The organism is Janthinobacterium foliorum, from assembly GCF_978021625.1.
Window position 1 is genome coordinate 1 of record NZ_CDXDQE010000003.1, and the last position, 24,360, is coordinate 24,360.

A 24,360-nucleotide genomic window follows, 5' to 3' on the forward strand; every position below is an offset into this window, starting at 1 on the left:
TTATGCCTGATGACCATAGCAAGTTGGTCCCACCCCTTCCCATCCCGAACAGGACCGTGAAACAACTTTGCGCCGATGATAGTGCTGCAACCAGTGTGAAAGTAGGTTATCGTCAGGCTTGTTATTCGCAGTAAGAGAAAAACCCGTCAAGCAATTGACGGGTTTTTTTTCGTCTGGCGGTGTCGTGATGCGGCCCCCAGGCAAAGGCGGGGGGCAGTCCCTGCGTGAGCGGGATGTGCCCCGCTGGGGCATATCCGCCGCCGCGCGCGTCGGCGATGACCTTGGTGTTGGCGGTGTCGAGGATCTGACCCCGGCGGTACATCGACTGCCGCGACAGGCGAAAAAAAAGGCAGCGCTATGCGCTGTCTTTGTCATTTATCACACCCATTAAAAGTGATAAGCGACTTTGACGTTCATGTAATTGACGCCGCTATTCGGTTTCTTGTAGCCGCCGTTCGAGAAATGCTGGATCTTGGCAGCGACTTCCCACTTGTTATTGAAGACATAGCCTACGCCGATGTGGTCGCCGAACTGAAAGTGCGTCGACAGGCGGTTATCGTCATTGTCGTACAGCTTCGACAGCATGTGCACGCCGATGCCACCTTCCGCATAAAAGCCCAGCTTGTTCGTATTTTCAAAGCGGAACACAGGAGTAAAACCCAGGTCCCACAGCTTTTGATGCTGGCCGGGGACATTGCGGTAGCTCTTGCCATCCCAGCCGCCGATGCTGGCGTCCCAGTAACCGCTCAGCTGCGTGCCATTCGATACAAACCAGGCTTTATCCCAGTTCGAGGTGACGCCCGCGCGGACCATCTGCACCTTCACGCCCTTGGCATACTCACCGTAGACGGAGTCGATCAGCTTGTCGTCCGCTGCGAAGGCCGTATGGCTGGCCAGTAAAGCGGCGGCAAGCGCCAGGGATTTTAATACTTGATTCTGATAGGACATATCTTCTTTCATCGTAAAATTAGCCAACGGTATGCGCACTAGCCATCGTTAGGGCGCGGCTGATTGTAGTGGAATTGCCGAACATAGAACCAATTCTTACAGTAACTTAATTTTTGGCAATAGGAGCTGCAGTGACATTCTCTACAAAGATCGCCTTCCTTGGTATAGGCCTGATGGGCGAACCGATGGCGCGCCGTTTGCTGCAAGCTGGGTATTTTGTCACAGTTTGGAATCGCACGCTAAGCAAGGCCCACGTATTGAAAACGGCGGGAGCACAGGTCGCCACAACGTTGGCCGAGGCCGTCTCCGAAGCGGATATCGTGATTTCGATGCTGGAAGCCGGTCCCGTCGTGGGACAGCTCATTGGCGATGCCTTGCCCGCCTTGCCGTCCGCTGCGATTTGGATCGACATGAGCTCCACCCAGCAAGCTGAAGCGTTGCAATTCCACGCCCGTTTGTCCGATGCGGGCCACGGCTTCATCGATGCGCCTGTCTCAGGTGGCGTGGGCGGTGCCCAGGCGGGCACACTGGCCATCATGGCCGGTGCCAGCGTCGGCGATTATGCCCGTGTGGAAACGATATTGTCAGCCATGGGACGCCCGACGCTGGTGGGGCCTGCCGGCAGCGGCCAGGTAGCCAAACTGTGCAATCAATTGATCGTGGGCGCCACCTTGAATATCGTCGCCGAAGCCCTGCTGCTGGCCCAGGCGGCCGGTGCCGATGCGGCAGCCGTGCGCACGGCGATCCGTGGCGGCTTTGCTGAAAGTAAAATTCTGGAGGTCCACGGCCAGCGCATGCTGGAGCGCAATTTTGTGGCCGGCGGCCAGGTGAAAAGCCAGATCAAGGACATGCACAACATCCTTGCAGCCGCAGAGGCGGCGCACGTCACCTTGCCGGTGACGCAACTGGTGACGCAGCGTTATGAAACCCTCGCCACCAGCCATCCGACGGCGGACCACGCGGCCGCTTTGCTGGCCCTGGAAGCGTTGAATCCGGGACAGCGCCTGGGCGACGGTCCGGACCAGCTCAGTTAACTTCCGGTTACGGGGGCGGCAGGCTCGCTTCGGCCAGCTTGACCCAGAAACTGGCGCCGATCGGCAGCAGATGGTCGTTGAAGTCGTAGCTGCCGTTGTGCAAGACGCACGGACCCAGGCCGTGGCCGCCATCGCGGTGTTCGCCATCGCCATTGCCGATGAAGATGTAGCATCCCGCTTTTTCTTGCAGGAAGAAGGCGAAGTCTTCCGCGCCCATGGTGGGCTCGACGTTGGCGTTGACCTTGTCCGCGCCGACCACGCTCTTCATGACTTCGACGGCAAACGCCGTTTCTTTCGCATGGTTGACCAGCGGCGGATAGTTGCGCTTGAAGTGGAAATCGACTTCCGCGCCAAAGGCGGCGGCCGTATGCACGGCAATCTCGCGCATGCGTTCTTCGATCAGATCCAGCACGGGCGTGGTGAAGGTGCGCACGGTGCCCACCAGGCTGGCATCGTCGGGAATCACATTCGTGGCGCTGCCGGCGTGGATTTGCGTGATGGACAGCACGGCCGTGTCCAGCGGGCTCTTGTTGCGGGTGATGACGGTTTGCCAGCTTTGCGCGATCTGCACGGCCACCATGACAGGATCGATGCCCTTGTGGGGCTGGGCCGCGTGCGCGCCCTTGCCCTTGACGGTGACGTGGAATTCATTGCTGGACGCCATCATCGGCCCTTCCACCACGCTCAGGGTGCCTGTTTCCGCGCCCGGCCAGTTATGCATGCCGTAGATGGCATCCATGGGGAAACGGGTAAACAAGCCGTCCTCGATCATTTCCCGGGCCCCCGCGCCGCCTTCTTCGGCCGGCTGGAAGACCAGGTACACGGTGCCATCGAAATGGCGATGCTGTGCCAGGTAATGGGCGGCGCCCAGCAGCATGGCCGTATGGCCGTCATGGCCGCAGGCGTGCATCTTGCCCGGATGGCGCGAAGCGTGTTCGAAGGTATTCATTTCCTGCATGGGCAAGGCATCCATGTCGGCGCGCAAGCCGATGGCGCGCTTCGACGTGCCATTCTGGATGATGCCGACCACGCCAGTGCGGCCCAGGCCGCGTACCACGGGAATGCCCCATTCGGTCAGTTTGGCGGCGACAACGTCCGAGGTGCGCTGTTCTTCGTAGCACAGCTCGGGATGCGCGTGCAGGTCGCGGCGGATACCTTGCAGCTCGGATTGAAACGCCAAGATGGGATCAACTAGTTTCATCGGACTCTCCTGTGGATGCTGGCGCGCCGCCATGTATGGCGCGCCGGACCACCCATGTTTGATCAAAAACATGCGCGGTGAATAATGCATTGTAGCCCTTGTTTGCCGGGTAAATCCAGCGCACGGCCCAGCTCGCCCCGACACCAACAGCAAGCACGCGGAATGGTTTACAGTATCGCCTTCCGCCACCGTTTTTTGGATTACCCCATGACCACCACCCAAGTGCGCGCCGCCTGCCCGCTCGACTGCCCCGATACGTGTGCCCTGCTGGTCACGGTGACCGATGGCGTGGCCACGGCGGTCAAGGGCGATCCCGACCACCCGACCACGGCGGGCGTGCTGTGCACCAAGGTCTCGCGCTTCACGGAACGGACCTATCATGCGGAGCGCCTGTTGCATCCGCTGCGCCGCGTGGGCAGGAAGGGCGAAGGCAAGTTCGAGCGCATCAGCTGGGAAGAAGCCCTGAGCACGATTGCGGCGCGCCTGAAACCGATCGCCGCGCGCGACCCGCAGGCGATTTTGCCATACAGCTACTGTGGCACCATGGGCCTGGTGCAGGGCGAATCGATGTCCTCGCGCTTTTTCAACCAGCTGGGCGCGTCCCTGCTGGACCGCACCATCTGCGCCTCGGCCGGTGCCACGGGCTACCGCTACACGGTGGGCGCCAGCATCGGCACGGATCTGGAACAGTTCCAGAATGCCAAATTGATCATTATCTGGGGCGGCAACCCGATCGCCTCGAACCTGCACTTCTGGATGCGCGCGCAGGAGGCCAAGCGCCAGGGCGCCACCCTGATCGCCATCGACCCCTACCGCTCCCTGACGGCCGAGAAATGCCACCAGCACATCGCCTTGCTGCCTGGCACCGATGCGGCCCTGGCGCTGGGCTTGATGCACGTGCTGATCAAGGAAGACCTGGTCGACCACGACTATGTCGCGCAATTCACGCTCGGCTACGATGCCTTGAAAGAACGCGCGCTGGAATGGCCGCCCGAGCGCGTGGCCGAAGTCTGCGGTATCACGGTCGCGGAAGTGGTGGAACTGGCGCGCCTGTATGGCCAGACCTGCCGCGACGGCGACGGCGCGGCCATCCGTGCCAATTACGGCGTGCAGCGCGTGCATGGCGGCGGCATGGCGGTGCGCAATATCGCCTGCCTGCCAGCGTTGACGGGCGCCTGGCGCCATGCGGCCGGCGGCATGCAGCTGTCGAGCTCGGGTTCCTTCCCCATCAACCGCAAGGCCTTGCAGCGCCCCGACTTGCTGAAGGGAGTACCCCGCACCATCAACATGAGCACCATCGGCGACGATTTATTGAAAGCAAGCTCGCCCGCGTTCGGCCCGCAAGTGGAAGCCGTGATCGTTTACAACTCGAATCCGCTGGCGGTGGCCCCCGATTCCTCGAAAGTGGCGCAAGGCTTTGCCCGCGAGGATCTGTTTACGGTGGTGCTCGAGCATTTCCAGACCGATACCGTCGACTACGCCGACATCGTGCTGCCCGCCACGACGCAGCTGGAACACGTCGATGCGCACGCCACCTACGGGCACCTGTACATGATGGCGAACAACGCGGCCGTGGCGCCCCTGGGTGAAGCGAAGGCGAATACGGAAATCTTCCGCCTGCTGGCGCAGCACATGGGCTTTGACGATCCGTGTTTCCAGGAAAGCGACGACGCGCTGGCCGCGCAGGCATTCGATAACGGGGACGCGCGCGCCGTGCATTTCGACTGGGAATCACTGAAACGCACGGGCTGGCAAAAGCTGGCCATGCCCGATGCGCCGTTCGCCACGGGCGGTTTCCCTACGCCATCGGGCAAGTGCGAGTTTTATTCAAGCGCCATGGCACAGGCGGGGCTCGATCCCTTGCCAGCATATATCGCGCCATACGAATCGCAGGCCAGCAACCCGGGCCTGGCGGCACGCTTCCCGCTGGCGATGATTTCCCCGCCGGCGCGCAATTTCCTCAACTCCACTTTCGTGAACGTGACAAGCCTGCGCGCGGCCGAAGGCGAGCCGCACCTCGATATCCACCCGGACGATTGTGCCGCGCGCGGCATCGCGGCCGGTGACATGGTGCGCATCTTCAACGACCGCGGCAGCTTTGTCGCCAAGGCCAGGGTCACGGACAAGGCGCGACCCGGCCTGGTGGTGGGCTTGTCCGTATGGTGGAAAAAACTTGCCAGCGACGGCAAGAACGCCAATGAAGTGACGAGCCAGCGCCTGACGGACATGGGCCGCGCGCCCACTTTCTACGACACGCTGGTCGAAGTGGAAAAGGCTGCCTGACGTGACGGCCCCGTTGCGCTGGCCCGCCCGCTTGCTTGTCGGCGCCGTGTGCCTGCTGCTGGGCGGCTGCACGCAGCTGCGCTACTACACGCAGGCGGCGCAGGGGCAATATGCCCTGTGGTCCGGCGCACGGCCGGTCGATGCCTGGCTCAGCGACCCGGCCACGGAACCTCGCCTGAAGGTGCGCCTGGCCAAGGCACAGCAGATCCGCCGCTTTGCCGTCAGCGAGCTGGACTTGCCCGACAATGGCAGCTACAAGAACTATGCCGCGCTGCATCGCCCTTACGTGCTGTGGAACGTGGTGGCCACGCCGGAACTGTCGCTGCAGCCGCTGCAGTGGTGTTTTCCCATCGCCGGCTGCGTCAATTACCGCGGCTACTACAGCAAGGATGAGGCGCTGGCCTATGCCGACGAGTTGCGCGCCCAGCATTACGACGTGCAGGTGGGCGGCGTGCCCGCGTATTCCACCCTGGGCTGGTTCGACGACCCATTGTTGTCGACCTTTATCAACTACAACGATGCGGAACTGGCGCGCCTGATTTTTCACGAACTGGCGCACCAGGTCGTGTACGTGCCCGGCGATTCGGCCTTCAATGAATCGTTTGTCGGCGCCGTGGAAGAGGCCGGCGTGCAGCGCTGGCTCGCGCAAGAGGGCAATGCGGCGATGCGCACGGCGTATGCGCAGTACGCGGCGCGGCGTCAGGACTTTCTCGCCCTGCTGCTGCATTACCGGGGCGAGCTGGAAGCCGTGTATGCCAGCGACGCCAGCGATGCGGAGAAGCGCCTGCGCAAGGCGCAGGTGTTTGCGGCACTGCAAGAAGCGTATCAGGTGCTGAAGAAAACCTGGGGTGGTTTTGCCGGTTATGACCGCTGGTTCGAGCAGCCCTTGAGCAATGCGCACCTGGCTTCCGTGTCCACCTACAATGAATTTTTGCCTGCCTTTAAAAAATTGCTGGAAGAAAAAAAGAACTTTCGTGCTTTTTATGCTGCAGTGCACACAATGGCTCAGATCAAGAAGCCTGAGCGCAGGCGCGCGCTGGAACAATTGTCCAGCCCGTGACCCGTGGAGATTGTCCCGTACGCCGGGACAAGCGATCCTGCAACAGCGTATTTATCATGCTGCAATGCAGCACAAAATGCCCCTAGAGTTGCCGCTCGAATACTGTTGAAAGCGCTTGCATGGAAGCGCGGCGACCGATAGCATCGCGTTAGTAGCATAGAGCATTTGCTCGTCAGAATGCTCACACTGACTGCAGGACGACAGAATCCGCAGCAATGATCCGTGCCGGCAAGGTGCGTCGGCTCCCCCACGATTATTCGAGACAAGAGGCACAGGATGGAAAAAATTTGGCTGAAGTCGTATCCTCCCGGCGTCCCCGCCGACATCGATCCTGATCAATATCGTTCGCTGGTGCATTTGCTGGAAGAAGCGTTTCAAAAATATGCAGACCGCAATGCGTATGTCTGCATGGACAAATTTCTTACCTACGCCGAACTCGACACCTATTCGCGCCAGCTGGGCGCCTGGCTGCAAAGCCGTGGCCTGAAAAAGGGCGCGCGCGTTGCCCTGATGATGCCCAATGTGCTGCAGTATCCGGTCGCCATCGCCGCCGTGCTGCGCGCCGGCTACACGGTGGTCAACGTCAATCCGCTGTACACGCCGCGCGAACTCGAACACCAGCTCAACGATTCGGGCAGCGAAGCCATCATCGTGCTGGAAAACTTCGCGCATACCCTGGAGCAAGTGCTGAGCAAGACGGCCGTCAAGCACATCATTGTTGCCAGCATGGGCGAAATGCTGGGCGGCTTGAAGGGAGCCATCGTCAATTTTGTCGTGCGCAACGTCAAGAAGATGGTGCCCGCGTATTCCCTGCCGAACGCCATGCGTTTCAAGCAAGCCTTGTCGCTGGGCGGCCGCATGAAGCTCACGCCGGTCGAACTGAGCATCACTGATCCCGCTTTCCTGCAATACACGGGCGGCACCACGGGCGTGTCGAAAGGCGCGACCTTGAGCCACCGCAACGTGATCGCCAACGTGCTGCAGAGCGAGGCATGGTCGGGCGCGGCGCTGGACCAGAACAGCAAGGAACAGCTGATCGTCGTGTGCGCCTTGCCGCTGTACCACATCTTTGCCCTGACGGCGTGCGCGCTGTGGGGCACGCGCGTGGGCGCGCTGAATGTCCTGATTCCGAATCCGCGCGATATCCCGGGCCTGATCAAGGAACTGGGCAAATACAAATTCAACCTGTTGCCAGCGGTCAATACCCTGTATAACGCGCTGGTGAATCATCCTGACTTTGCCAAGCTCGACTTCTCGGGCTTGAAAATCGCCAATGGCGGCGGCATGGCGGTGCAGCAAGCCGTCAACGACAAGTGGCTGCAAGTGACGGGCGTGTCCATCATCGAAGGTTATGGCCTGTCGGAAACGTCACCCGTGGCAACCTGCAACCGCGCCGACAGCACGGCGTTTTCCGGCACCATCGGCTTGCCCGTGCCTTCGACCGACATCGCCATCCTCGACGACGACGGCAAGGAAGTGCCGCTGGGGCAGACGGGCGAGATCGCCATCCGTGGCCCGCAAGTGATGAGCGGCTACTGGAACCGTCCCGATGAGACGGCGAAGGTCATGACGCCAGATGGCTACTTCAAGTCGGGCGACGTGGGCATCATGGACGAGCGCGGCTACGTGAAGATCGTGGACCGCAAGAAGGACATGATTCTCGTCTCCGGCTTCAATGTGTATCCGAACGAGGTCGAGGCTGTCATCGCGGCCCATCCGGGCGTGCTCGAATGCGCGTGCGTGGGCGTGCCGGATGAACACTCGGGCGAAGCCGTGAAGGTGTTTATCGTGCGCAAGGATCCGAACCTGACGGCGGAAACATTGATGGCGTATTGCAAGGAACAGTTCACGGGCTACAAGCGGCCGAAATACATCGAGTTCCGTGATGAACTGCCGAAGACCAACGTCGGCAAGATTTTGCGTCGCGCCCTGCGTGACGAAACAAAGATAGCAGCATAAACAGTGCAGGGTGTGTGCCAAGGCCGCGCACCCTTTCATACAGATAAAGATGAGGCATAGATGGACAAGATTTGGTTGAAGTCGTACCCGGACAGCGTTCCCGCAGAGATTGACTACACGCAATATCGTTCCGTCACGCATTTGCTGGAAGAGTCATTCCAGAAATATGCGGACCGCAATGCTTTCGTGTGCATGGATAAATTCCTTACCTACCGCGAACTCGACAAGCTGTCGCTGCAGATGGGGGCCTGGCTGCAAAGCAAGGGCCTGAAGACGGGGGCGCGCGTGGCGATCATGCTGCCCAACGTGCTGCAATATCCGGTGGCCATGGCGGCGATCCTGCGTGCCGGCTATACGGTGGTCAACGTCAACCCCTTGTACACGCCGCGCGAATTGCAGCACCAGCTGATCGATTCGGGCAGCGAAGCGATCATCGTACTGGAAAACTTCGCCACCACCGTCGAGCAGGTGTTGCCGCACACGCAGGTCAAGCACGTGATCGTGGCCACCATGGGCGACCTGCTGGGCGGCCTGAAGGGCACGATCGTCAACTTCGTCGTGCGCAAGATCAAGAAAATGGTGCCCGCGTTCTCCTTGCCGAGCGCCATCAGTTTCAACAAGATGCTGGCCGAAGGCGCGCGCCTGACCCTGACGCCCGTGCAGCAAGGCCATGACGACATCGTCTTCCTGCAATACACGGGCGGCACGACGGGCGTGTCGAAAGGCGCCATGTTGTTGCACCGTAACGTGATCGCCAACGTGCTGCAGAACGAGGCGTGGATTTCGCCCGTCATGACGCCGGAAATGCGTGCTACCTCGATGGGTTTCATGTGCGCCTTGCCCCTCTATCACATCTATTCGCTGACGGTCAGCGCCCTGATGGGCATGCGCGTGGGCGGCTTGAACGTGCTGATCCCGAACCCGCGCGACATTCCCGGCTTCGTCAAGGAACTCGCCAAGCACAAGATCGTCGTCTTCCCGGCCGTCAATACCCTGTACAACGCCTTGCTGAACAATGCGGATTTCGCCAAGCTCGATTTTTCCAGCTATAAGGTGTGCAATGGCGGTGGCATGGCCCTGCAGCGCAACGTGGCCGAACGCTGGCTGAAACTCACGGGCTGCCCGCTGATCGAAGGCTATGGCATGTCGGAAACATCCCCCGTGGTGACGGGCAACCGCGTCGACATCACGGAATTCACGGGCACCATCGGCCTGCCGTTCCCGTCGACGGAAGTGGCCATTCTCAATGACGACGGCGTGGAAGTGCCGCTGGGCGAACCGGGCGAAATCGCCGTGCGCGGCCCGCAAGTGATGGCCGGCTACTGGCAGCGTCCCGACGAAACGGCCAAGTCGATGACGGCCGATGGCTATTTCAAGACGGGCGACGTGGGCGTCATGGACGAGCGCGGCTACGTGAAGATCGTCGACCGCAAGAAGGACATGATCATCGTCTCGGGCTTCAACGTGTATCCGAACGAAGTGGAAGACGTGGTCGCGTCGTGCCCTGGCGTGCTGGAATGCGCGTGCATCGGCGTGCCGGATGCCAATTCGGGCGAAGCCGTGAAAGTGTTCGTCGTGCGCAAGGACCCGAACCTGACGGTGGAACAGATCCGCGAGCATTGCAAGCATGAATTGACGGCGTACAAGAAACCGAAATACATCGAGTTCCGCGATGAATTGCCGAAGACCAACGTCGGCAAGATCTTGCGCCGCCAATTGCGCGACGAAAAGAAAGCCGCTTGAATCTTACCCCTGCACGCCCGCCTTGCCATCCTGCACGGTAAAGCGGGCCAGCGTCGCGATGGAAGACGCACTGTCGCGCACGTTCTCCAGGCCCTGGAACAGGGTCGTGGTTTTCTCCGGCGTGATCTCCAATAGCATGTAGCCGCGCTTGTCGCTGCGGCCATAACGGATATGCGGATTCATCGCCACGTACTCGGCCGTGCGCGCCTGCGGGCGCGAGCTGGACGTGATGGAGGTGCCGCAAAACTCCGTGGCCAGCACGGGATTGTCCTTGCTGGCAGGGCGCATGGCATCGCGGCTCAGTTCGGTCGCATAAAAGGTGTGCACGTCGCCCGACAGTACCAGCGGATTGCTGGCCTTGCTGCTTTGCAAGGCATCGAGCAGGTGCTGGCGCGCCAGCGGATAGCCATCCCAGCCATCGGTCCAGATGCGTTCATCGCCGGGGTGCAGGATGGGCACCTGGCTCGATTGCGCCATCAGGGTTTGCTGGGCCAGGATATTCCAGCGGGCGGGAGAGTTATCCAGCCCGCTTTGCAGCCAGCGCTGCTGCTCCTCGCCCAGCATCGTGCGTTCGGGCTTGCGCAGGTCGGGGCAGCGGCGCGTGGTGATGGAGTTCGAGCCGCCGCGGCCCGGCCTGGCGCAGGCGTGGTGGGCGCGGTATTGCCGGTCGTCCAGCACGTGGAAGCGCGCCAATCGGCCCCAGTCGTAGCGCTGGTAGATGCGCATGTCGACAAAGCCCCTTCTGCCCAGCGGCAGCAGGCGCAGCGGCATGTGCTCATAAAACGCCTGATAGGCGGCCGCGCGGCGCGCAAGAAACGTGGGTGTCAGCAGTTCGTCGCGGTCGTTGGCATAGTCGTTGGCCACTTCATGGTCGTCCCAGGTGACGATCCACGGCGCGGCCAAATGGGCCGCCTGCAAATCCCGGTCGCCCTTGTATTGCGCGTAGCGGGCGCGGTAGTCGTCCAGGGTAAAACTTTCATGCGTGCGCACGGCCCGGCTCGGATGCTGCAGCTGGTACGGCCCCCATTCATAGATGTAGTCGCCGAGGAAGGCCACCAGGTCGGGCGCGGTGGCCGCGATATGCCGGTGCGCCGCGTAGGCGCCAAATTCCCAGTGCTGGCAGGAGGCCACGGCCAGTTTCAGCGAGGCGGGCAATGCATCGGCGGCGGGCGCCGTGCGCGTGCGGCCCACGGGACTGACGGCGTCGCCAAACATAAAACGGTACCAGTACCAGCGCCCGGGCGCCAGGCCGCCCACGTCGACGTGCACGCTGTGCGCGAGGGCGGGCGTGGCCGTCGCCAGCCCCTTGGCGACGATGTGCCGGAACGCAACATCGCTGGCCATTTCCCAGCGCACGTTCAAGGCGATGGCGGGCGTGGCGGCGGCCTGCAGCGGGTCGTGGCAGATGCGCGTCCACAGCACCACGGCGTCGGGCAGGGGCGAGCCGGAAGCGACGCCCAGCGCAAACGGATAGCCGCTGCCGTTCAGGCGCGTGGCGGCACCGGCGCTGGAGCCGGACAGCACGCTGCCGGCCGCGGCCAGGGAGGCCATGCGCGCCGCGCTGAGCAGGAAGATGCGGCGCTGGCTATCCATGGCGCGCTGGGGACGAATGTGGGATTAAGGCGACAGCAGGGTTTCGATGGGCGGCACCTTGCGCGGCTTGCGGTCGGAATCCGTGGCGACATAGATCAGGGTGGCTTCCGTGACTTTCACGATGCACGCCTGCAGGCGGTTGCGCTCGGCATACACTTCCACATTGACGGTAATCGAAGTGTTGCCTACCTTGACGATATCGGCGTAGAAGGACAGCAGATCGCCGACGAAGACGGGATTTTTGAAGACGAAGGAATTGACGGCGATGGTGGCGACGCGGCCGTTGGCGCGCCGCGTGGCGGGCAGGGAGCCGGCGATATCGACTTGCGCCATGATCCAGCCGCCGAAGACGTCGCCGTACACATTGGCGTCCGACGGGGCGGGCATCATGCGCAGTTCCGGCATTTTTCCGGCGGGCAGGCCGGAGGCGAGGCAGTTGTCAGGGCGATCGGGGGAGGTGCTCATCTTTTATTCTCATGAAAGGCTACAATTGCCCCGATTGAACCATAAAAAGCCGACCTTCGCCATGCGCCGCTCCCAGACTACTCCCCCACCCCGCTCGCCCGCTTCCGCCAGCCACAGCGATTTCGCCACCATCAAGACCTTGCTGCCGTATCTGTGGGTCTACAAATGGCGGGTGCTGCTGGCGCTGCTCTGCCTGGTGGGCGCCAAGCTGGCCAACGTCGGCGTGCCCCTGATCCTGAAAAAACTCGTCGATGCCCTGACCATCACGGCGGCGCACCCGCAAGCGCTGCTAGTGTTGCCAGTGGGCTTGCTGGTGGCGTATGGCGTGCTGCGCCTGTCGACCACGCTGTTTACGGAATTGCGCGAGTTCCTCTTCGCCCGCGTCACGCAGCGCGCCGTGCGCACCATCGCCCTGCAAGTGTTCCGCCACCTGCACGCGCTGTCGCTGCGCTTTCACCTGAACCGCCAGACGGGCGGCATGACGCGCGACATCGAACGGGGCACGCGCAGCGTTGGCTCGCTCATTTCCTACACCCTGTTCAACATCCTGCCGACCCTGGTGGAAATCACCCTCGTGCTGGGCTACCTGGTCTTGCATTACGACATATGGTTTACCGTCATCACGGCGGTGGCGCTGGTGTCCTACATCGCGTTTACCGTGCTGGTGACGAACTGGCGCACGCATTTCCGCCGTACCATGAACGACCTCGATTCGAAAGCCAATACCAAGGCCATCGATTCGCTGATCAACTATGAAACCGTGAAGTATTTCGGCAACGAGGATTACGAAGCGCAGCGCTATGACGAAGGCTTGCAGCGCTATGAATCTGCCGCCGTGAAATCGCAGACTTCCCTGTCCCTGCTGAACACGGGCCAGTCGCTGATCATCGCCACGGCCGTCACCCTGATCCTGTGGCGCGCCACGGTGGGCGTCATCAACGGCACGATGACCCTGGGCGACCTGGTGCTGGTGAACGCCTTCATGATCCAGCTGTACATTCCCCTCAATTTCCTCGGCGTCATCTACCGCGAAATCAAGCAAAGCCTGGCCGACATGGAGCGCCTGTTTTCCCTGCTGAACGAGAACCGCGAAATCGCCGATACGCCGGAAGCCCGGCCGCTCGTCACGCGGGGCGCGGCCGTGCGTTTCGCGCACGTGGATTTCAGCTATGAAGCCAAGCGGCAAATCCTGTTCGACGTGGATTTCCAGATCCCCGCCGGCACCACCACGGCCGTGGTGGGCCATAGCGGCTCGGGCAAGTCGACCCTGTCGCGCTTGCTGTTCCGCTTCTATGAAGTCGATGGCGGCGGCATCACCATCGACGGCCAGGACTTGCGCGCCGTCACGCAGGATTCCCTGCGCGCGGCCATCGGCATCGTGCCGCAGGACACGGTGCTGTTCAACGACACCATCGAATACAACATCGCCTACGGCAAGCCGGGGGCCAGCAAGGACGCCATCGTGGCGGCGGCCAAGGCCGCGTCGATCCATGATTTTATTGAAAGCTTGCCGGATGGTTATAACTCCATGGTGGGCGAGCGGGGCCTGAAACTGTCGGGCGGCGAAAAGCAGCGCGTGGCCATCGCCCGCACCCTGCTGAAAGACCCGGCGATATTGATCTTCGATGAAGCCACGTCGGCGCTCGATTCGAAAGCCGAGCAGGCGATCCAGTCGCAACTGAAGGAAATCGCCAAAAACCGCACCACCCTGGTGATAGCGCACCGTTTGTCGACGGTGGCGGATGCCCAGCAAATCCTGGTGCTCGACCATGGCCGCATCGTCGAGCGGGGCACGCATCCGCAATTGCTGGCGGCCGATGGCCTGTATGCGCAGATGTGGCAACGCCAGCAGGCGGACATGGACGACGAGGTGCCAGAGGACGCTTTGGAGGGGCTGGCTCCGGCAAAATAAATCGGGAATGGGAAATCAGTAGGAAAAATGCTACAGGCGCGGGGATTCCGGCGCGCGTATAGCGCCTATTTGCGGGCAATCACAGAAAACGGCTAGTCCGGCGCTGAAAATGAAATAAAATTAATTCCATTGGTGGCGTTTGCACCACAGTTGTTTCGTTCGGAATCTATCCGGTTTGTCCGCCCAGGAGAATTTATGAAATTGACCAAAATCATCGCCACTCTGCTAAGCGTCGGCGTCATCAGCAGCATGGCGCCCGTCCAGGCCCAGGAATTGACTGGCACCTTGGCCAAGATCAAGAAAGCCGGTTCCGTTACCCTCGGCGTGCGCGATGGCTCCGTGCCCTTCTCCTACCTCGATGACAAGCAGCAATACCAAGGTTATTCGATCGACCTGTGCATGAAAGTCGTCACGGCCCTGCAAAAACACCTGGGCATGAGCGAGCTGAAAGTGGTGATGAGCCCCGTCACGTCGGCCAACCGCATCCCGCTGATGGCCAACGGCACCATCGACCTCGAATGCGGTTCGACGACGAACAACCTGGAGCGCCAGCAGCAAGTCGCTTTCGCGCCCACCATGTTCGTCATCGGCAACCGCGTGCTGTCGAAAAAATCCTCGAACATCAAGACCCTGGAAGACTTGCGCGGCAAGACCCTGGTCGCCACGGCCGGCACGTCCACCATCAAGCAGATGACCATCCTGAACAAGGAAAAAAACCTGGGCATGACCATCGCCGTCGGCAAGGACCATCCCGAATCGTTCCTGATGCTGGAAACGGGCCGCGCGGTGGCCGAAGCCAACGACGATATCTTGCTGGCCTCGCAGGTGGCCAATTCGAAAAACCCGAACGACTATGAAATCACCAAGGAAGCGCTGTCCGTCGAGCCGTACGGCATCATGCTGCGCAAGGGCGATCCCGCCTTCAAGAAGGTCGTCGACGACGCCCTGATCCGCCTGTACAAGAGCGAAGACATCAACCGCATCTACGCGAAGTGGTTTACCTCGCCGATCCCGCCGAAAAACATCAACCTGAAATTCCCCATGCCGCCGCAATTGAAGGCCGTGTTCATGAACCCGACCGACTCCGGTGATCCGGCCGCGTACGCAGCCGTGCCCGAAGCGCAGAAGACCTCGGACAAACGGAAAAAATAGTAAAGACTGCGTAACAAACCGGGGGGCGCAAGCCTCCCGTTTCATTTGCGGGGCGGCCGGCCGGCTGGCCGCTGTCCCTGGGCTGCATGGGAAGGATGATCATGAATTACAACTGGAATTGGCGCATCTTCTGGGAGATGTCTCCCGATGGCGTAGGCACGTACATGGACACCCTGTGGTCCGGGCTGACCTGGACCCTGGCCACGGCCGGCGCGGCGTGGATCATGGCCCTGGTCCTGGGCCTGGTGATCGGCACCGTGCGCACCCTGCCGAATAAATGGGTGGTGGGCGTGGCCAATGCGTACGTCGAATTGTTCCGCAACGTGCCGCTGCTGGTGCAGATGTTCCTGTGGTATTTCGTCATGCCGGAGCTGCTGCCTGCGGACATGGGCGCCTGGGTCAAGTCGCTGCCGAATGCGCCGTTTGTCACGGCGGTGCTGTGCCTGGGCTTTTTCACCTCTTCGCGCGTGGCCGTGCAGGTGACGACGGGCATCGAGGCGCTGCCGCGCGGGCAGAAGCTGGCCGGCACGGCGCTGGGCCTGACCCTGCCGCAAACCTACCGCCATATCCTGCTGCCGATGGCCGCGCGCGTCATCATGCCGCCGCTGACCAGCGAGTTTTTGAACATCATCAAGAACAGCTCCGTGGCATTGACGATTGGCCTGATCGAACTGACGGCCAGCGCGCGCGCCATCCAGGAATTCTCGTTCCAGGTATTCGAAGCGTTTTCCGCCGCCACCATCATCTACATCGTCGTCAATCTGCTGGTGGTGGTGCTGATGCACCTGATCGAGAAAAAGGTCGCCATCCCCGGCTTCATTGTCGCCGGCGCCAAGACGGGAGGACACTGACATGCTCGGTAATTTCGACTTCGATGTCATCTCCCGCTCGTGGGTCTACCTGTTCCAGACCGGCATGGTATTCACCTTGAAACTGACGGCGCTGGCCATGGTGGGCGGCATCGTGCTGGGCACCGTGCTGGCGCTGATGCGCCTGTCCGGCAACCGCATCGTCTCCGGCGTGGCGTCGAGCTACGTCAACCTGATCCGCTCGATCCCGCTGGTGCTGGTGATCTTCTGGTTCTACTTTTTGGTGCCGTATATCGCCGCCTGGATCATCGGCGCCAGCGAACCCGTGAAGGTGGGGGCATTCTCCTCCGCGCTGATCACCTTCATCATGTTCGAGGCGGCCTACTATTGCGAAATCATGCGCAGCGGCATACAGTCGATTCCCCGCGGCCAGGTGTGGGCGGGCCAGGCGCTGGGCATGAACTACCGGCAGACCATGGGCAGCATCGTCCTGCCACAAGCCTTCCGCAACATGATCCCCGTGCTGCTGACGCAAACCATCGTGCTGTTCCAGGACGTGTCGCTCGTGTACGTGCTGTCGATCCCCGATTTCGTCGGCGCCGCCTCCAAAATCGCGCAGCGCGACGGCCGCCTGGTGGAGATGTACGTGTTTGTCGCCGTCGTGTATTTCGTGCTGTGTTATGCCTTGTCGTTCCTCGTCAAGCGCCTGCAGAAACGCGTCGCCATCATTCGCTAACCGCAATAGAAAGAACAAGATGATTGAACTCAATAACGTCAGCAAATGGTATGGCCAGTTCCAGGTCCTCACCGACTGCACCACCAAGGTCGCCAAGGGCGACGTGATGGTCATTTGCGGCCCGTCCGGTTCCGGCAAGTCGACCCTGATCAAGACCGTCAACGGCCTCGAACCTATTCAGCAGGGCCAGATCGTCGTCGATGGCATCACCGTCAACGACCCGAAGACGAATTTGTCGAAACTGCGCGCGCGCATCGGCATGGTGTTCCAGAATTTCGAGCTGTTCCCGCACCTGTCTATCCGCGAAAACCTCACCATCGGCCAGATCAAGGTGCTGGGACGCAGCGCCGACGAAGCCAATGCCAAGGGCTTGAAATACCTGGACCGCGTGGGCCTGCTGTCGCAGCAGGACAAATTCCCCGGCCAGCTGTCGGGCGGCCAGCAGCAGAGGGTGGCGATCGCCCGCGCGCTGTCGATGGACCCGATCGCCATGCTGTTCGACGAGCCGACATCGGCGCTCGACCCCGAGATGATCAACGAAGTGCTCGACGTGATGGTGGGCCTGGCGCAGGAAGGCATGACGATGATGGTCGTCACCCACGAAATGGGCTTTGCGAAACGGGTCGCCAACCGCATCGTCTTCATGGATCAGGGTAAGATCATCGAGGATTGCAGCAAGGATGAGTTTTTCACCACCACGCGCTCGGACCGCGCGCGCGACTTCCTCGCCAAGATCATTCATTAATTTTTACTTTTTTAATCACCTGCTGAACTGGACCGACATTGAAATTGAACGTGGAAATGCTGCCTGTACTGAAAAAAATGGCCGGCACGATGCTGGCGCTGGGCATGCTCGCGCATGCGCACGCGGCTGACAAGATCGCCGTCGACATCGCCCTGCGCGACGCCACCCTGATCGACGTTGCCGGCGGCAAGGCCGTCACGGGACAATCCGTGCTGCTCAAGGGCGACAGCATCGTCGCCGTCGTCAACGACGCGCAGCTGCGCGACTACGCCCCCAAGCAAACCATCCGCCTGCCAGGCAAATACCTGATGCCGGGACTGTGGGACACGCACGTGCATTTTGGCGGCGGGCCGGAGCTGATCGACGAGAACAAGCAGCTGCTGCCGCTGTACCTGGCGCACGGCATCACCACCGTGCGCGACTGCTCGGGCGACTTGCCCGACACGGTGCTGGCATGGCGCCAGCAGATCAACGCGGGCCAGCTGCAAGGCCCGACGATCTTTACGTCCGGCGCCAAGCTCGAAGGCATCAAGCCCCTGTGGAAGGGCACCATCGAGGTGGGCACGCCGCAGGAAGTCACGCGCGCGCTCGACGGCCTGCAGGCGCAGAAAGTGGACTTCGTGAAGATCACGGAAAACACCCTGAAGCCGGAACTGTACCTGGAAGCGCTGCGCCAGGCGCGCGAACGGGGCATGCGCACCTCGGGCCATATTCCCGTGCAGTTGACGCTGGAGCAGATGGCCGACGCGGGCCTGGGCACGATCGAGCATCAATCGTATTTGCTGCGCGCGACCACGCCGCGCGAACAGGAACTGACGGCCAAGGTGGCCGCCGGTACCCTGACGGGCCGCGAAGCCATGCGCGAGAGCCTGCAAAGCTATGACGAGCCGACGGCGCGCAAGGCATTCAGCTACCTGGCAGCGCGCGGCACGGCCATCGTGCCGACCCTGTGGGGCTCGCGCGTGACGGCATACCTGGACCGCGAAGACCATACCCACGATCCGGCCCTGCAATACATCGGCAAGGGCTTGCGCGCCACCTACGACTGGCGCGTGCAGCGCGCCGCCAAGGATGGCCCGGAAGCGATCGCCCAGCGCCACGCGCAGTTCGAGCAGTCGGCCAAGCTGCTGCCGATCCTGCAGCAGCAGGGCGTGAGCATCATCGCCGGCACGGATGCGGGGTTTTTGAATTCCTTCGACTATCCGGGCCAGGCCTTGCATGATGAAATCGGCCTGTACGTGCAGTACGGCCTGACGCCGCAGCAAGCCTTGCAGTCGGCCGTCATCAACGGCCCCCGCTTCCTGGGCAAGCTGGACCGCTACGGCAGCGTGGCGGCCGGCAAGGCGGCGGACCTGCTGGTGCTCGACGCGAACCCGCTGCAGGACATCAATGCCACTCGCCAGATCCGCCTGGTGGTCAGCCGCGGCACCGTGTATGACCGCGCCAGGCTGGACCAGATGCTGGCCGACATCCGCGCCTGGGTGGCAAAGGAAGAGGCGGCGCCCGCCAAATCCTGATTCTCTTCGCAATGACGCCAAAAGCGGCCGGGTGAACCCGGCCGTTTTGCCGTCTGCCGGGCAGCGCGTGCAGGCTTCCCCGGCCTGTGCTGTGGCCCCGCGGCTGGTAAAATGGCGCTATTCGCAATGACCGCCCGAGAGCAGCCGCCATGTCCACACCCGACCACACCCCGACCGCCGTTCCATCCTCCATCACCATCACCCGCCCAGATGACTGGCATTTGCACCTGCGCGATGGCGCCGTCATGGCCAGCGTGCTGCCGCACAGCGCGCGCCAGTTCGGCCGCGCCATCGTCATGCCGAACTTGAAACCGCCCGTCACCACCACGGCCGATGCTGCCGCCTACCGCGAGCGCATCCTGGCCGCCGTGCCGGAAGGCGTGAATTTCGATCCGCTGATGGTGCTGTACCTGACGAACAACACCTCGCCCGATGAAATCCGCCGCGCGCAGGACAGCGGCATCGTGCAGGCCGTCAAACTGTATCCGGCCGGCGCCACCACCAATTCCGACCTGGGCGTGACGGATCTGAAAAACTGCTACAAGGTGCTGGACGTGATGCAGGAAGTGGGCATGCCCTTCCTCGTGCACGGTGAAGTGACGGATCCGGAAATCGATATTTTCGACCGCGAAGCCGTCTTTATCGAACGCGTGATGCGCCCGCTGCGCAGCGCCTTCCCGGCCCTTTCCGTCGTGTTCGAGCACATCACGACCAAGGATGCTGCGCAGTACGTGGCCGAAGCGGAAGGCCCGATCGCCGCCACCATCACGGCGCATCACCTGCTGTACAACCGCAACGAGATTTTCAAGGGTGGCATCCGTCCCCATTACTACTGCCTGCCCATCCTCAAGCGCGAAGAACACCGCCTGGCGCTGATGACGGCGGCCGCCAGCGGCGACGAGCGTTTCTTCCTCGGCACGGACTCGGCGCCGCACGCGCAAGGCGCCAAGGAAATGGCTTGCGGCTGCGCCGGCTGCTACACGGCCCTGCACGCGATGGAAATGTACGCCGAAGCGTTCGAACGCGCCGGCGCGCTGGATAAACTGGAGGCGTTTGCCAGCTTCCACGGCCCGGCCTTCTACGGCGTGCCGCGCAACACCGATACCATCACCCTGAAGCGGGAAAGCTGGACCTTGCCAGCCACCTTGCCGCTGGGCGACAGCCATGTGATTCCGCTCAACGCGGGCGAGCAGATCCACTGGAAGATGGTGTAAGCATTCCATGCTGCCATCGATAGACTGGAGCCGCCCCTGGTATGCCACGGTGCTGCCGGCGCGGCGGCAGCTGGACTTGCAGCGCGACTCGGTGATCGCCGCGCTGAACGGGCGCGCGCGGGCGCTGGACTTGCGCAATCCATCCGGCCTGCCGCTGGCCTTCGTGCCGCAAGCCGACTTGCCCGAAGGCGTGGCCTACGAAGAGTTCATCGGCGCGACGGGCGGCGTGCCCACGCGCGACAATCTGCACGATTTTTTCAACGCGCTCGTGTGGCTGACCTTCCCGCGCATCAAGCGGCAGCTGAACGCCTTGCAGGCGGCGCAGATCGCCCTGTCCGGCGTGGGCAAGTCGCGCGGGCCGGCGCGCGATGGCGCGACGATTTTCGACGAGAACTCCGCCCTGCTGGTGCTGCGCGACAGCGATGCCGGGCGCGCGCTGGAAGCGGCACTGCGCGGACATGACTGGCGTGGCGCGTTTATCGCGCAGCGCGACAAATTTGGCGCGGGCGGCGATGCCGAAGTCTGGCTGTTCGGCCACGCGCTGATGGAAAAACTGGTAGCGCCGCGCAAGGCCATCACGGCGCATACGCGCGTGATCTTCGCGGACGATGCCTATTTTGCGCTCGATGATATGGCGCGGCGCGCATGGCTCGACGCGCGCGTGGCGCAAGACCTGGTGGAGCAAGGCTTGAGCACGGCCGACTTTACGCCGCTGCCCGTGCTGGGCTTGCCCGGCTGGTGCGAGAATCAGGACGACGATTTCTACAATGATGCGGCGGTGTTTCGCCCGAAGCGCCAGCCGCCCACACCATCACAATGACAGCAGGCCGCAGGCACTGCGAGAGAGACGACGCATGGATAAAGTGATCCGCTGGGGCATCCTCGGCACTGGAAAAATCGCCCGCGCGATGGCCGCTGGCTTGCGCGACGCGCCCGGGGCGCAACTGGTGGCCGTGGCCTCGCGCAGCAGCGCCGGGGCACAGGCCTTCGGCGCCGAATTCGGCATCGACACTTGTCATGGCACTTACCAGGCGCTGGCTGACGATGCCGGCGTGGACGTCATCTACATCGCCACGCCGCATACCTTGCACGCGGAAAATGCCCTCATGTGCTTGGCCGCCGGCAAGCATGTCGTGTGCGAAAAACCGTTCACCATGAACGCGCGCCAGGCGCGGGCCGTGGTTGACCTGGCGCGTGAAAAAAAGCTGTTCCTGATGGAGGCCATGTGGAGCCGTTTCCTGCCCGCCGTGCAGGAAGCGCAGCGCATCATCGCCAGCGGCGAGATCGGCGTGCCACGGCAGGTGCAGGCCGATATCGGTTTTGTCGCCAGCTTCCCGCCCGAGCATCGTCTGTTCAATCCCGACCTTGGCGGCGGCGCGCTGCTCGACGTGGGCATCTACCCGCTGTCGATGGCGGCCTTCTTCCTCGGCCCAGTATCTCAGGTGCAGGCGCTGGCCGAGATGGGTGCCACCGGCGTCGACGAGCAGGTGGTGTTCTCGCTGCTGCACGCGGGCGGCGGCGCGTCGTCCTGCGCCTGCAGCCTGCGCGCGCTGACGCCGACGGAAATGACGCTCTCCGGCAGCCTGGGGCGCATCCGCCTGCCCAACCGTTTCTACAAGCCAGATCATCTGGTCGTCGAGCCCATGGATGGCGCGCGCCGCGTCGTGTCCGCCCCATATCTGGGTAACGGCTACACGCACGAAGCGCTCGAAGCGATGCGCTGCATCCGCGCCGGCCTGCTGGAAAGCCCCCTCATGCCGCACGCCGACAGCGTGGCGCTCATGCACAATCTCGACACCATGCGCAGCCAGATTGGCCTGGCGTACAGCGCAGACCACAGCGCCGACAAGGAATGAGAAATCCCATGACACTGAACGCTTCCCGCCCCAGCCTGAAAACCGTCCTCATCGCCAGCGGCGTCGTGCTGACCCTGGCGATGGGCGTGCGCCATGGTCTGGGCTTCTGGATGCAGCCGATTTCGCAGGCCAATGGCTGGACGCGCGAAACGTATTCGCTGGCGCTGGCCATGCAAAACCTGATGTGGGGCGTCTTCGGGCCGTTCGCCGGCATGGCCGCCGACCGTTTCGGCACCATGCGCGTCGTCATCGTCGGCGCCATCAGCTACATGGCGGGCCTGGTGTGGATGGCGCTGGTGACGCAGCCGACCCTGTTCATCGTCGGCTCCGGCATCTTCATCGGCCTGGCGCTGGCCTGCACGGCCTTTGGCGCCATCAGCGGCATCATCGGCCGCAGCGCGCCGCCCGAGCAGCGCTCTTGGGCCTTCGGCATTTCCTCGGCGGCCGGCTCCTTCGGCCAGTTCCTCATGATGCCCGTGGAGCAGCAGCTGATTTCCGCCGTGGGCTGGCAAAACGCCTTCTATGTGCTGGCCGCGCTGGTGCTGCTGGCCATGATCCCGATGGCGTTCTACCTGCGCGAGCCGGCCGTTACGCATGCCGGCGGCCCGCAGCAAAGCGTGGGCGCCGCCTTCAGCGAAGCTGTCGGCAACCGTTCATTCTGGCTGCTGCTGGCGGGGTATTTCGTCTGCGGCTTCCAGCTGGTCTTCATCGGCGTGCATTTGCCCGCCTACCTGAAGGACCAGGGCCTGATGAATCCGAACATCGCCGTCACGGCGCTGGCGCTGATCGGCCTGTTCAACATCGTCGGCTCCTACTACGCGGGCAAGCTCGGTGGCAAGATCGCCAAGCGCTACCTGCTGTCGGCCATCTACGTGGCGCGCGCCGTGGTCATCGCGCTGTTCCTGCTGGCGCCCCTCTCGGCATGGTCGGTATACCTCTTTGCCGCCGGCATGGGCGTGCTGTGGCTGTCGACGGTGCCGCTAACGAACGGCATCATCGCCGGCATCTTCGGCGTGAAGCATTTGTCGATGCTGGCGGGGATGGTGTTCTTCTCGCACCAGGTGGGCAGCTTCCTTGGCGCCTGGCTGGGCGGCTACCTGTACGAGCACCAGGGCTCGTATCAGGCCGTGTGGCTGATCACCATCGGCCTGGGCCTGCTGGCTGCGCTGATCAACCTGCCCATCGACGAGCGCGCCGTCAAGCGCGCGGCGGTGGCGGCGTAATGGGCAGCTGGCGCACGTGGCTGTGGCGCCTGCTTGGCGCCGCGCTGCTGGCCATCGTCTTCCTGGCCTATTTGCGGCCCGACTTCATGCTCGACCTGGCGAACCGCTTCTGGATGTGCATGTAGGCTGCGCGGGCGCAAATGTGCTGGTGGGTTGTCGGATTATGCTGGAAGTCGGATTACGCGCTACGCGCTAATCCGACCTACTGTTTGCGTAGTGCGCAGGTCGGATTAGTGCGTAGGTCGGATTAGGCCAAAGGCCGTAATCCGACAACACCCGAAAACAGGCATTGCCGATGTGGCTCAGACCGCAGGCCGCAATGCGACAATAGCTTGAACCCATGCGATACCGACGCGCATTCCAGCCAGGCGGCAGCTTTTTCTTTACGGTGGTGACGGCGCGCCGCCGGCCTGTCTTTGCGTCGGCAACTGCCGTGGATTTGCTGCGGGATGCATTCCGCGCCGTGCGTCAGCAGCGGCCATTCGATATCGACGCCATCGTCGTCCTGCCCGATCACCTGCACTGCATCTGGACCCTGCCTGACGGCGATGCCGATTTCATGACGCGCTGGAGACTGATCAAGACGTGGTTCAGCAAGCGAAGCGATCTGAAACTGATCTGGCAGCAGCGGTATTGGGAACACGTCTTGCGCGATGCGCGAGACTTTGCCAGGCACGTCGAGTATATCCATTACAACCCCGTCAAGCATGGGTTTGTGAGCAAGGTCATCGATTGGCCGTATTCCAGTTTTCATCGGTATGTCAAGCTGGGATGGTGTGCCGCGGATTGGGGCGGGGATGGTGTGGACGCGGCTGTTGTTGGGCGGGAGTGAGCAGCGCCAACAATGTTGTCGGATTACGCCACGCTAATCCGACCTACTGTTTGCGTAGTGCGCAGGTCGGATTAGCGC

General features: G+C 62.3%; 21 protein-coding genes and 1 rRNA gene. 18 read left to right on the forward strand and 4 right to left on the reverse strand.

What is annotated here, in order from left to right:
• Positions 1–5: 5 nt before the first annotated feature.
• A 5S ribosomal RNA gene (gene rrf, locus ACZ92H_RS07480) occupies positions 6–118 on the forward strand.
• Positions 119–387: 269 nt separating this feature from the next.
• Here the strand turns inward: rrf and ACZ92H_RS07485 are convergent.
• On the reverse strand, positions 388–948 hold the full coding sequence (locus ACZ92H_RS07485; protein WP_131373249.1) for an acyloxyacyl hydrolase: 561 nt from the start codon (positions 946–948) through the stop codon (positions 388–390).
• A 131-nt stretch (positions 949–1,079) separates the two neighbouring features.
• Between ACZ92H_RS07485 and ACZ92H_RS07490 the strand changes: the two genes are divergently transcribed.
• Complete coding sequence (locus tag ACZ92H_RS07490) at positions 1,080–1,982, forward strand: NAD(P)-dependent oxidoreductase (RefSeq protein WP_465048865.1); 903 nt, start codon at positions 1,080–1,082, stop codon at positions 1,980–1,982.
• A 7-nt stretch (positions 1,983–1,989) separates the two neighbouring features.
• On the opposite strand, the gene ACZ92H_RS07495 is transcribed toward ACZ92H_RS07490, so the two are convergent.
• Complete coding sequence (locus ACZ92H_RS07495) at positions 1,990–3,183, reverse strand: M20 aminoacylase family protein (protein ID WP_465048866.1); 1,194 nt, start codon at positions 3,181–3,183, stop codon at positions 1,990–1,992.
• A 207-nt stretch (positions 3,184–3,390) separates the two neighbouring features.
• Between ACZ92H_RS07495 and ACZ92H_RS07500 the strand changes: the two genes are divergently transcribed.
• The 4 genes from ACZ92H_RS07500 (at position 3,391) to ACZ92H_RS07515 (ending at position 10,228) form a co-directional block, all read left to right on the forward strand.
• Entirely contained in the window at positions 3,391–5,466 is a 2,076-nt protein-coding gene (locus ACZ92H_RS07500; RefSeq protein WP_465048867.1) for a molybdopterin-containing oxidoreductase family protein, read from the forward strand.
• A 1-nt stretch (position 5,467) separates the two neighbouring features.
• Complete coding sequence (locus ACZ92H_RS07505; protein WP_465048868.1) at positions 5,468–6,526, forward strand: aminopeptidase; 1,059 nt, start codon at positions 5,468–5,470, stop codon at positions 6,524–6,526.
• A gap of 276 nt (positions 6,527–6,802) precedes the next feature.
• The gene (locus tag ACZ92H_RS07510; protein WP_131373252.1) at positions 6,803–8,485 is read left to right on the forward strand and encodes a long-chain fatty acid--CoA ligase; all 1,683 of its coding nucleotides are present in this window, start codon (positions 6,803–6,805) and stop codon (positions 8,483–8,485) included.
• Positions 8,486–8,545: 60 nt separating this feature from the next.
• Complete coding sequence (locus ACZ92H_RS07515; protein WP_465048869.1) at positions 8,546–10,228, forward strand: long-chain-fatty-acid--CoA ligase; 1,683 nt, start codon at positions 8,546–8,548, stop codon at positions 10,226–10,228.
• Between the two features lie 3 nt (positions 10,229–10,231).
• Here ACZ92H_RS07515 and ACZ92H_RS07520 read toward each other — a convergent pair whose 3' ends face one another.
• Positions 10,232–11,821 carry an alkaline phosphatase D family protein gene (locus ACZ92H_RS07520; protein ID WP_465048870.1) on the reverse strand — a complete coding sequence of 530 codons (1,590 nt, stop codon included), beginning with the start codon at positions 11,819–11,821 and terminating at the stop codon, positions 10,232–10,234.
• A 24-nt stretch (positions 11,822–11,845) separates the two neighbouring features.
• Positions 11,846–12,286, reverse strand: coding sequence for an acyl-CoA thioesterase (locus tag ACZ92H_RS07525; protein ID WP_052139932.1), 441 nt, complete (start codon positions 12,284–12,286; stop codon positions 11,846–11,848).
• 61 nt (positions 12,287–12,347) lie between these two features.
• Between ACZ92H_RS07525 and ACZ92H_RS07530 the strand changes: the two genes are divergently transcribed.
• The 12 genes from ACZ92H_RS07530 (at position 12,348) to ACZ92H_RS07585 (ending at position 24,282) form a co-directional block, all read left to right on the forward strand.
• Positions 12,348–14,198 carry an ABCB family ABC transporter ATP-binding protein/permease gene (locus ACZ92H_RS07530; protein ID WP_465048871.1) on the forward strand — a complete coding sequence of 617 codons (1,851 nt, stop codon included), beginning with the start codon at positions 12,348–12,350 and terminating at the stop codon, positions 14,196–14,198.
• Positions 14,199–14,393: 195 nt separating this feature from the next.
• Positions 14,394–15,350 carry an amino acid ABC transporter substrate-binding protein gene (locus tag ACZ92H_RS07535; RefSeq protein ID WP_131373256.1) on the forward strand — a complete coding sequence of 319 codons (957 nt, stop codon included), beginning with the start codon at positions 14,394–14,396 and terminating at the stop codon, positions 15,348–15,350.
• A 101-nt stretch (positions 15,351–15,451) separates the two neighbouring features.
• On the forward strand, positions 15,452–16,201 hold the full coding sequence (locus ACZ92H_RS07540; protein WP_131373257.1) for an amino acid ABC transporter permease: 750 nt from the start codon (positions 15,452–15,454) through the stop codon (positions 16,199–16,201).
• A 1-nt stretch (position 16,202) separates the two neighbouring features.
• Positions 16,203–16,895: an amino acid ABC transporter permease gene (locus ACZ92H_RS07545; RefSeq protein ID WP_131373258.1), complete on the forward strand. Its 693-nt coding sequence runs from the start codon at positions 16,203–16,205 to the stop codon at positions 16,893–16,895.
• Between the two features lie 19 nt (positions 16,896–16,914).
• Positions 16,915–17,640 carry an amino acid ABC transporter ATP-binding protein gene (locus ACZ92H_RS07550; protein ID WP_131373259.1) on the forward strand — a complete coding sequence of 242 codons (726 nt, stop codon included), beginning with the start codon at positions 16,915–16,917 and terminating at the stop codon, positions 17,638–17,640.
• Positions 17,641–17,696: 56 nt separating this feature from the next.
• Positions 17,697–19,157: an amidohydrolase family protein gene (locus ACZ92H_RS07555; RefSeq protein WP_465049236.1), complete on the forward strand. Its 1,461-nt coding sequence runs from the start codon at positions 17,697–17,699 to the stop codon at positions 19,155–19,157.
• 149 nt (positions 19,158–19,306) lie between these two features.
• A complete protein-coding gene (pyrC, locus tag ACZ92H_RS07560) occupies positions 19,307–20,371 on the forward strand; it encodes a dihydroorotase (RefSeq protein ID WP_465048872.1) in 1,065 nt (354 codons plus the stop codon).
• A 7-nt stretch (positions 20,372–20,378) separates the two neighbouring features.
• Positions 20,379–21,191, forward strand: coding sequence for a DUF3025 domain-containing protein (locus ACZ92H_RS07565; RefSeq protein WP_131373261.1), 813 nt, complete (start codon positions 20,379–20,381; stop codon positions 21,189–21,191).
• A gap of 34 nt (positions 21,192–21,225) precedes the next feature.
• A complete protein-coding gene (locus ACZ92H_RS07570) occupies positions 21,226–22,227 on the forward strand; it encodes a Gfo/Idh/MocA family protein (protein WP_465048873.1) in 1,002 nt (333 codons plus the stop codon).
• 8 nt (positions 22,228–22,235) lie between these two features.
• Entirely contained in the window at positions 22,236–23,450 is a 1,215-nt protein-coding gene (locus ACZ92H_RS07575) for an MFS transporter (protein ID WP_131373263.1), read from the forward strand.
• Positions 23,450–23,575: a hypothetical protein gene (locus ACZ92H_RS07580; protein WP_257217404.1), complete on the forward strand. Its 126-nt coding sequence runs from the start codon at positions 23,450–23,452 to the stop codon at positions 23,573–23,575. The genes ACZ92H_RS07575 and ACZ92H_RS07580 overlap by 1 nt, the downstream gene beginning before the upstream one ends.
• 215 nt (positions 23,576–23,790) lie before the next feature.
• Positions 23,791–24,282: an REP-associated tyrosine transposase gene (locus ACZ92H_RS07585; protein ID WP_465048874.1), complete on the forward strand. Its 492-nt coding sequence runs from the start codon at positions 23,791–23,793 to the stop codon at positions 24,280–24,282.
• The last annotated feature ends 78 nt before the right edge of the window (positions 24,283–24,360 follow it).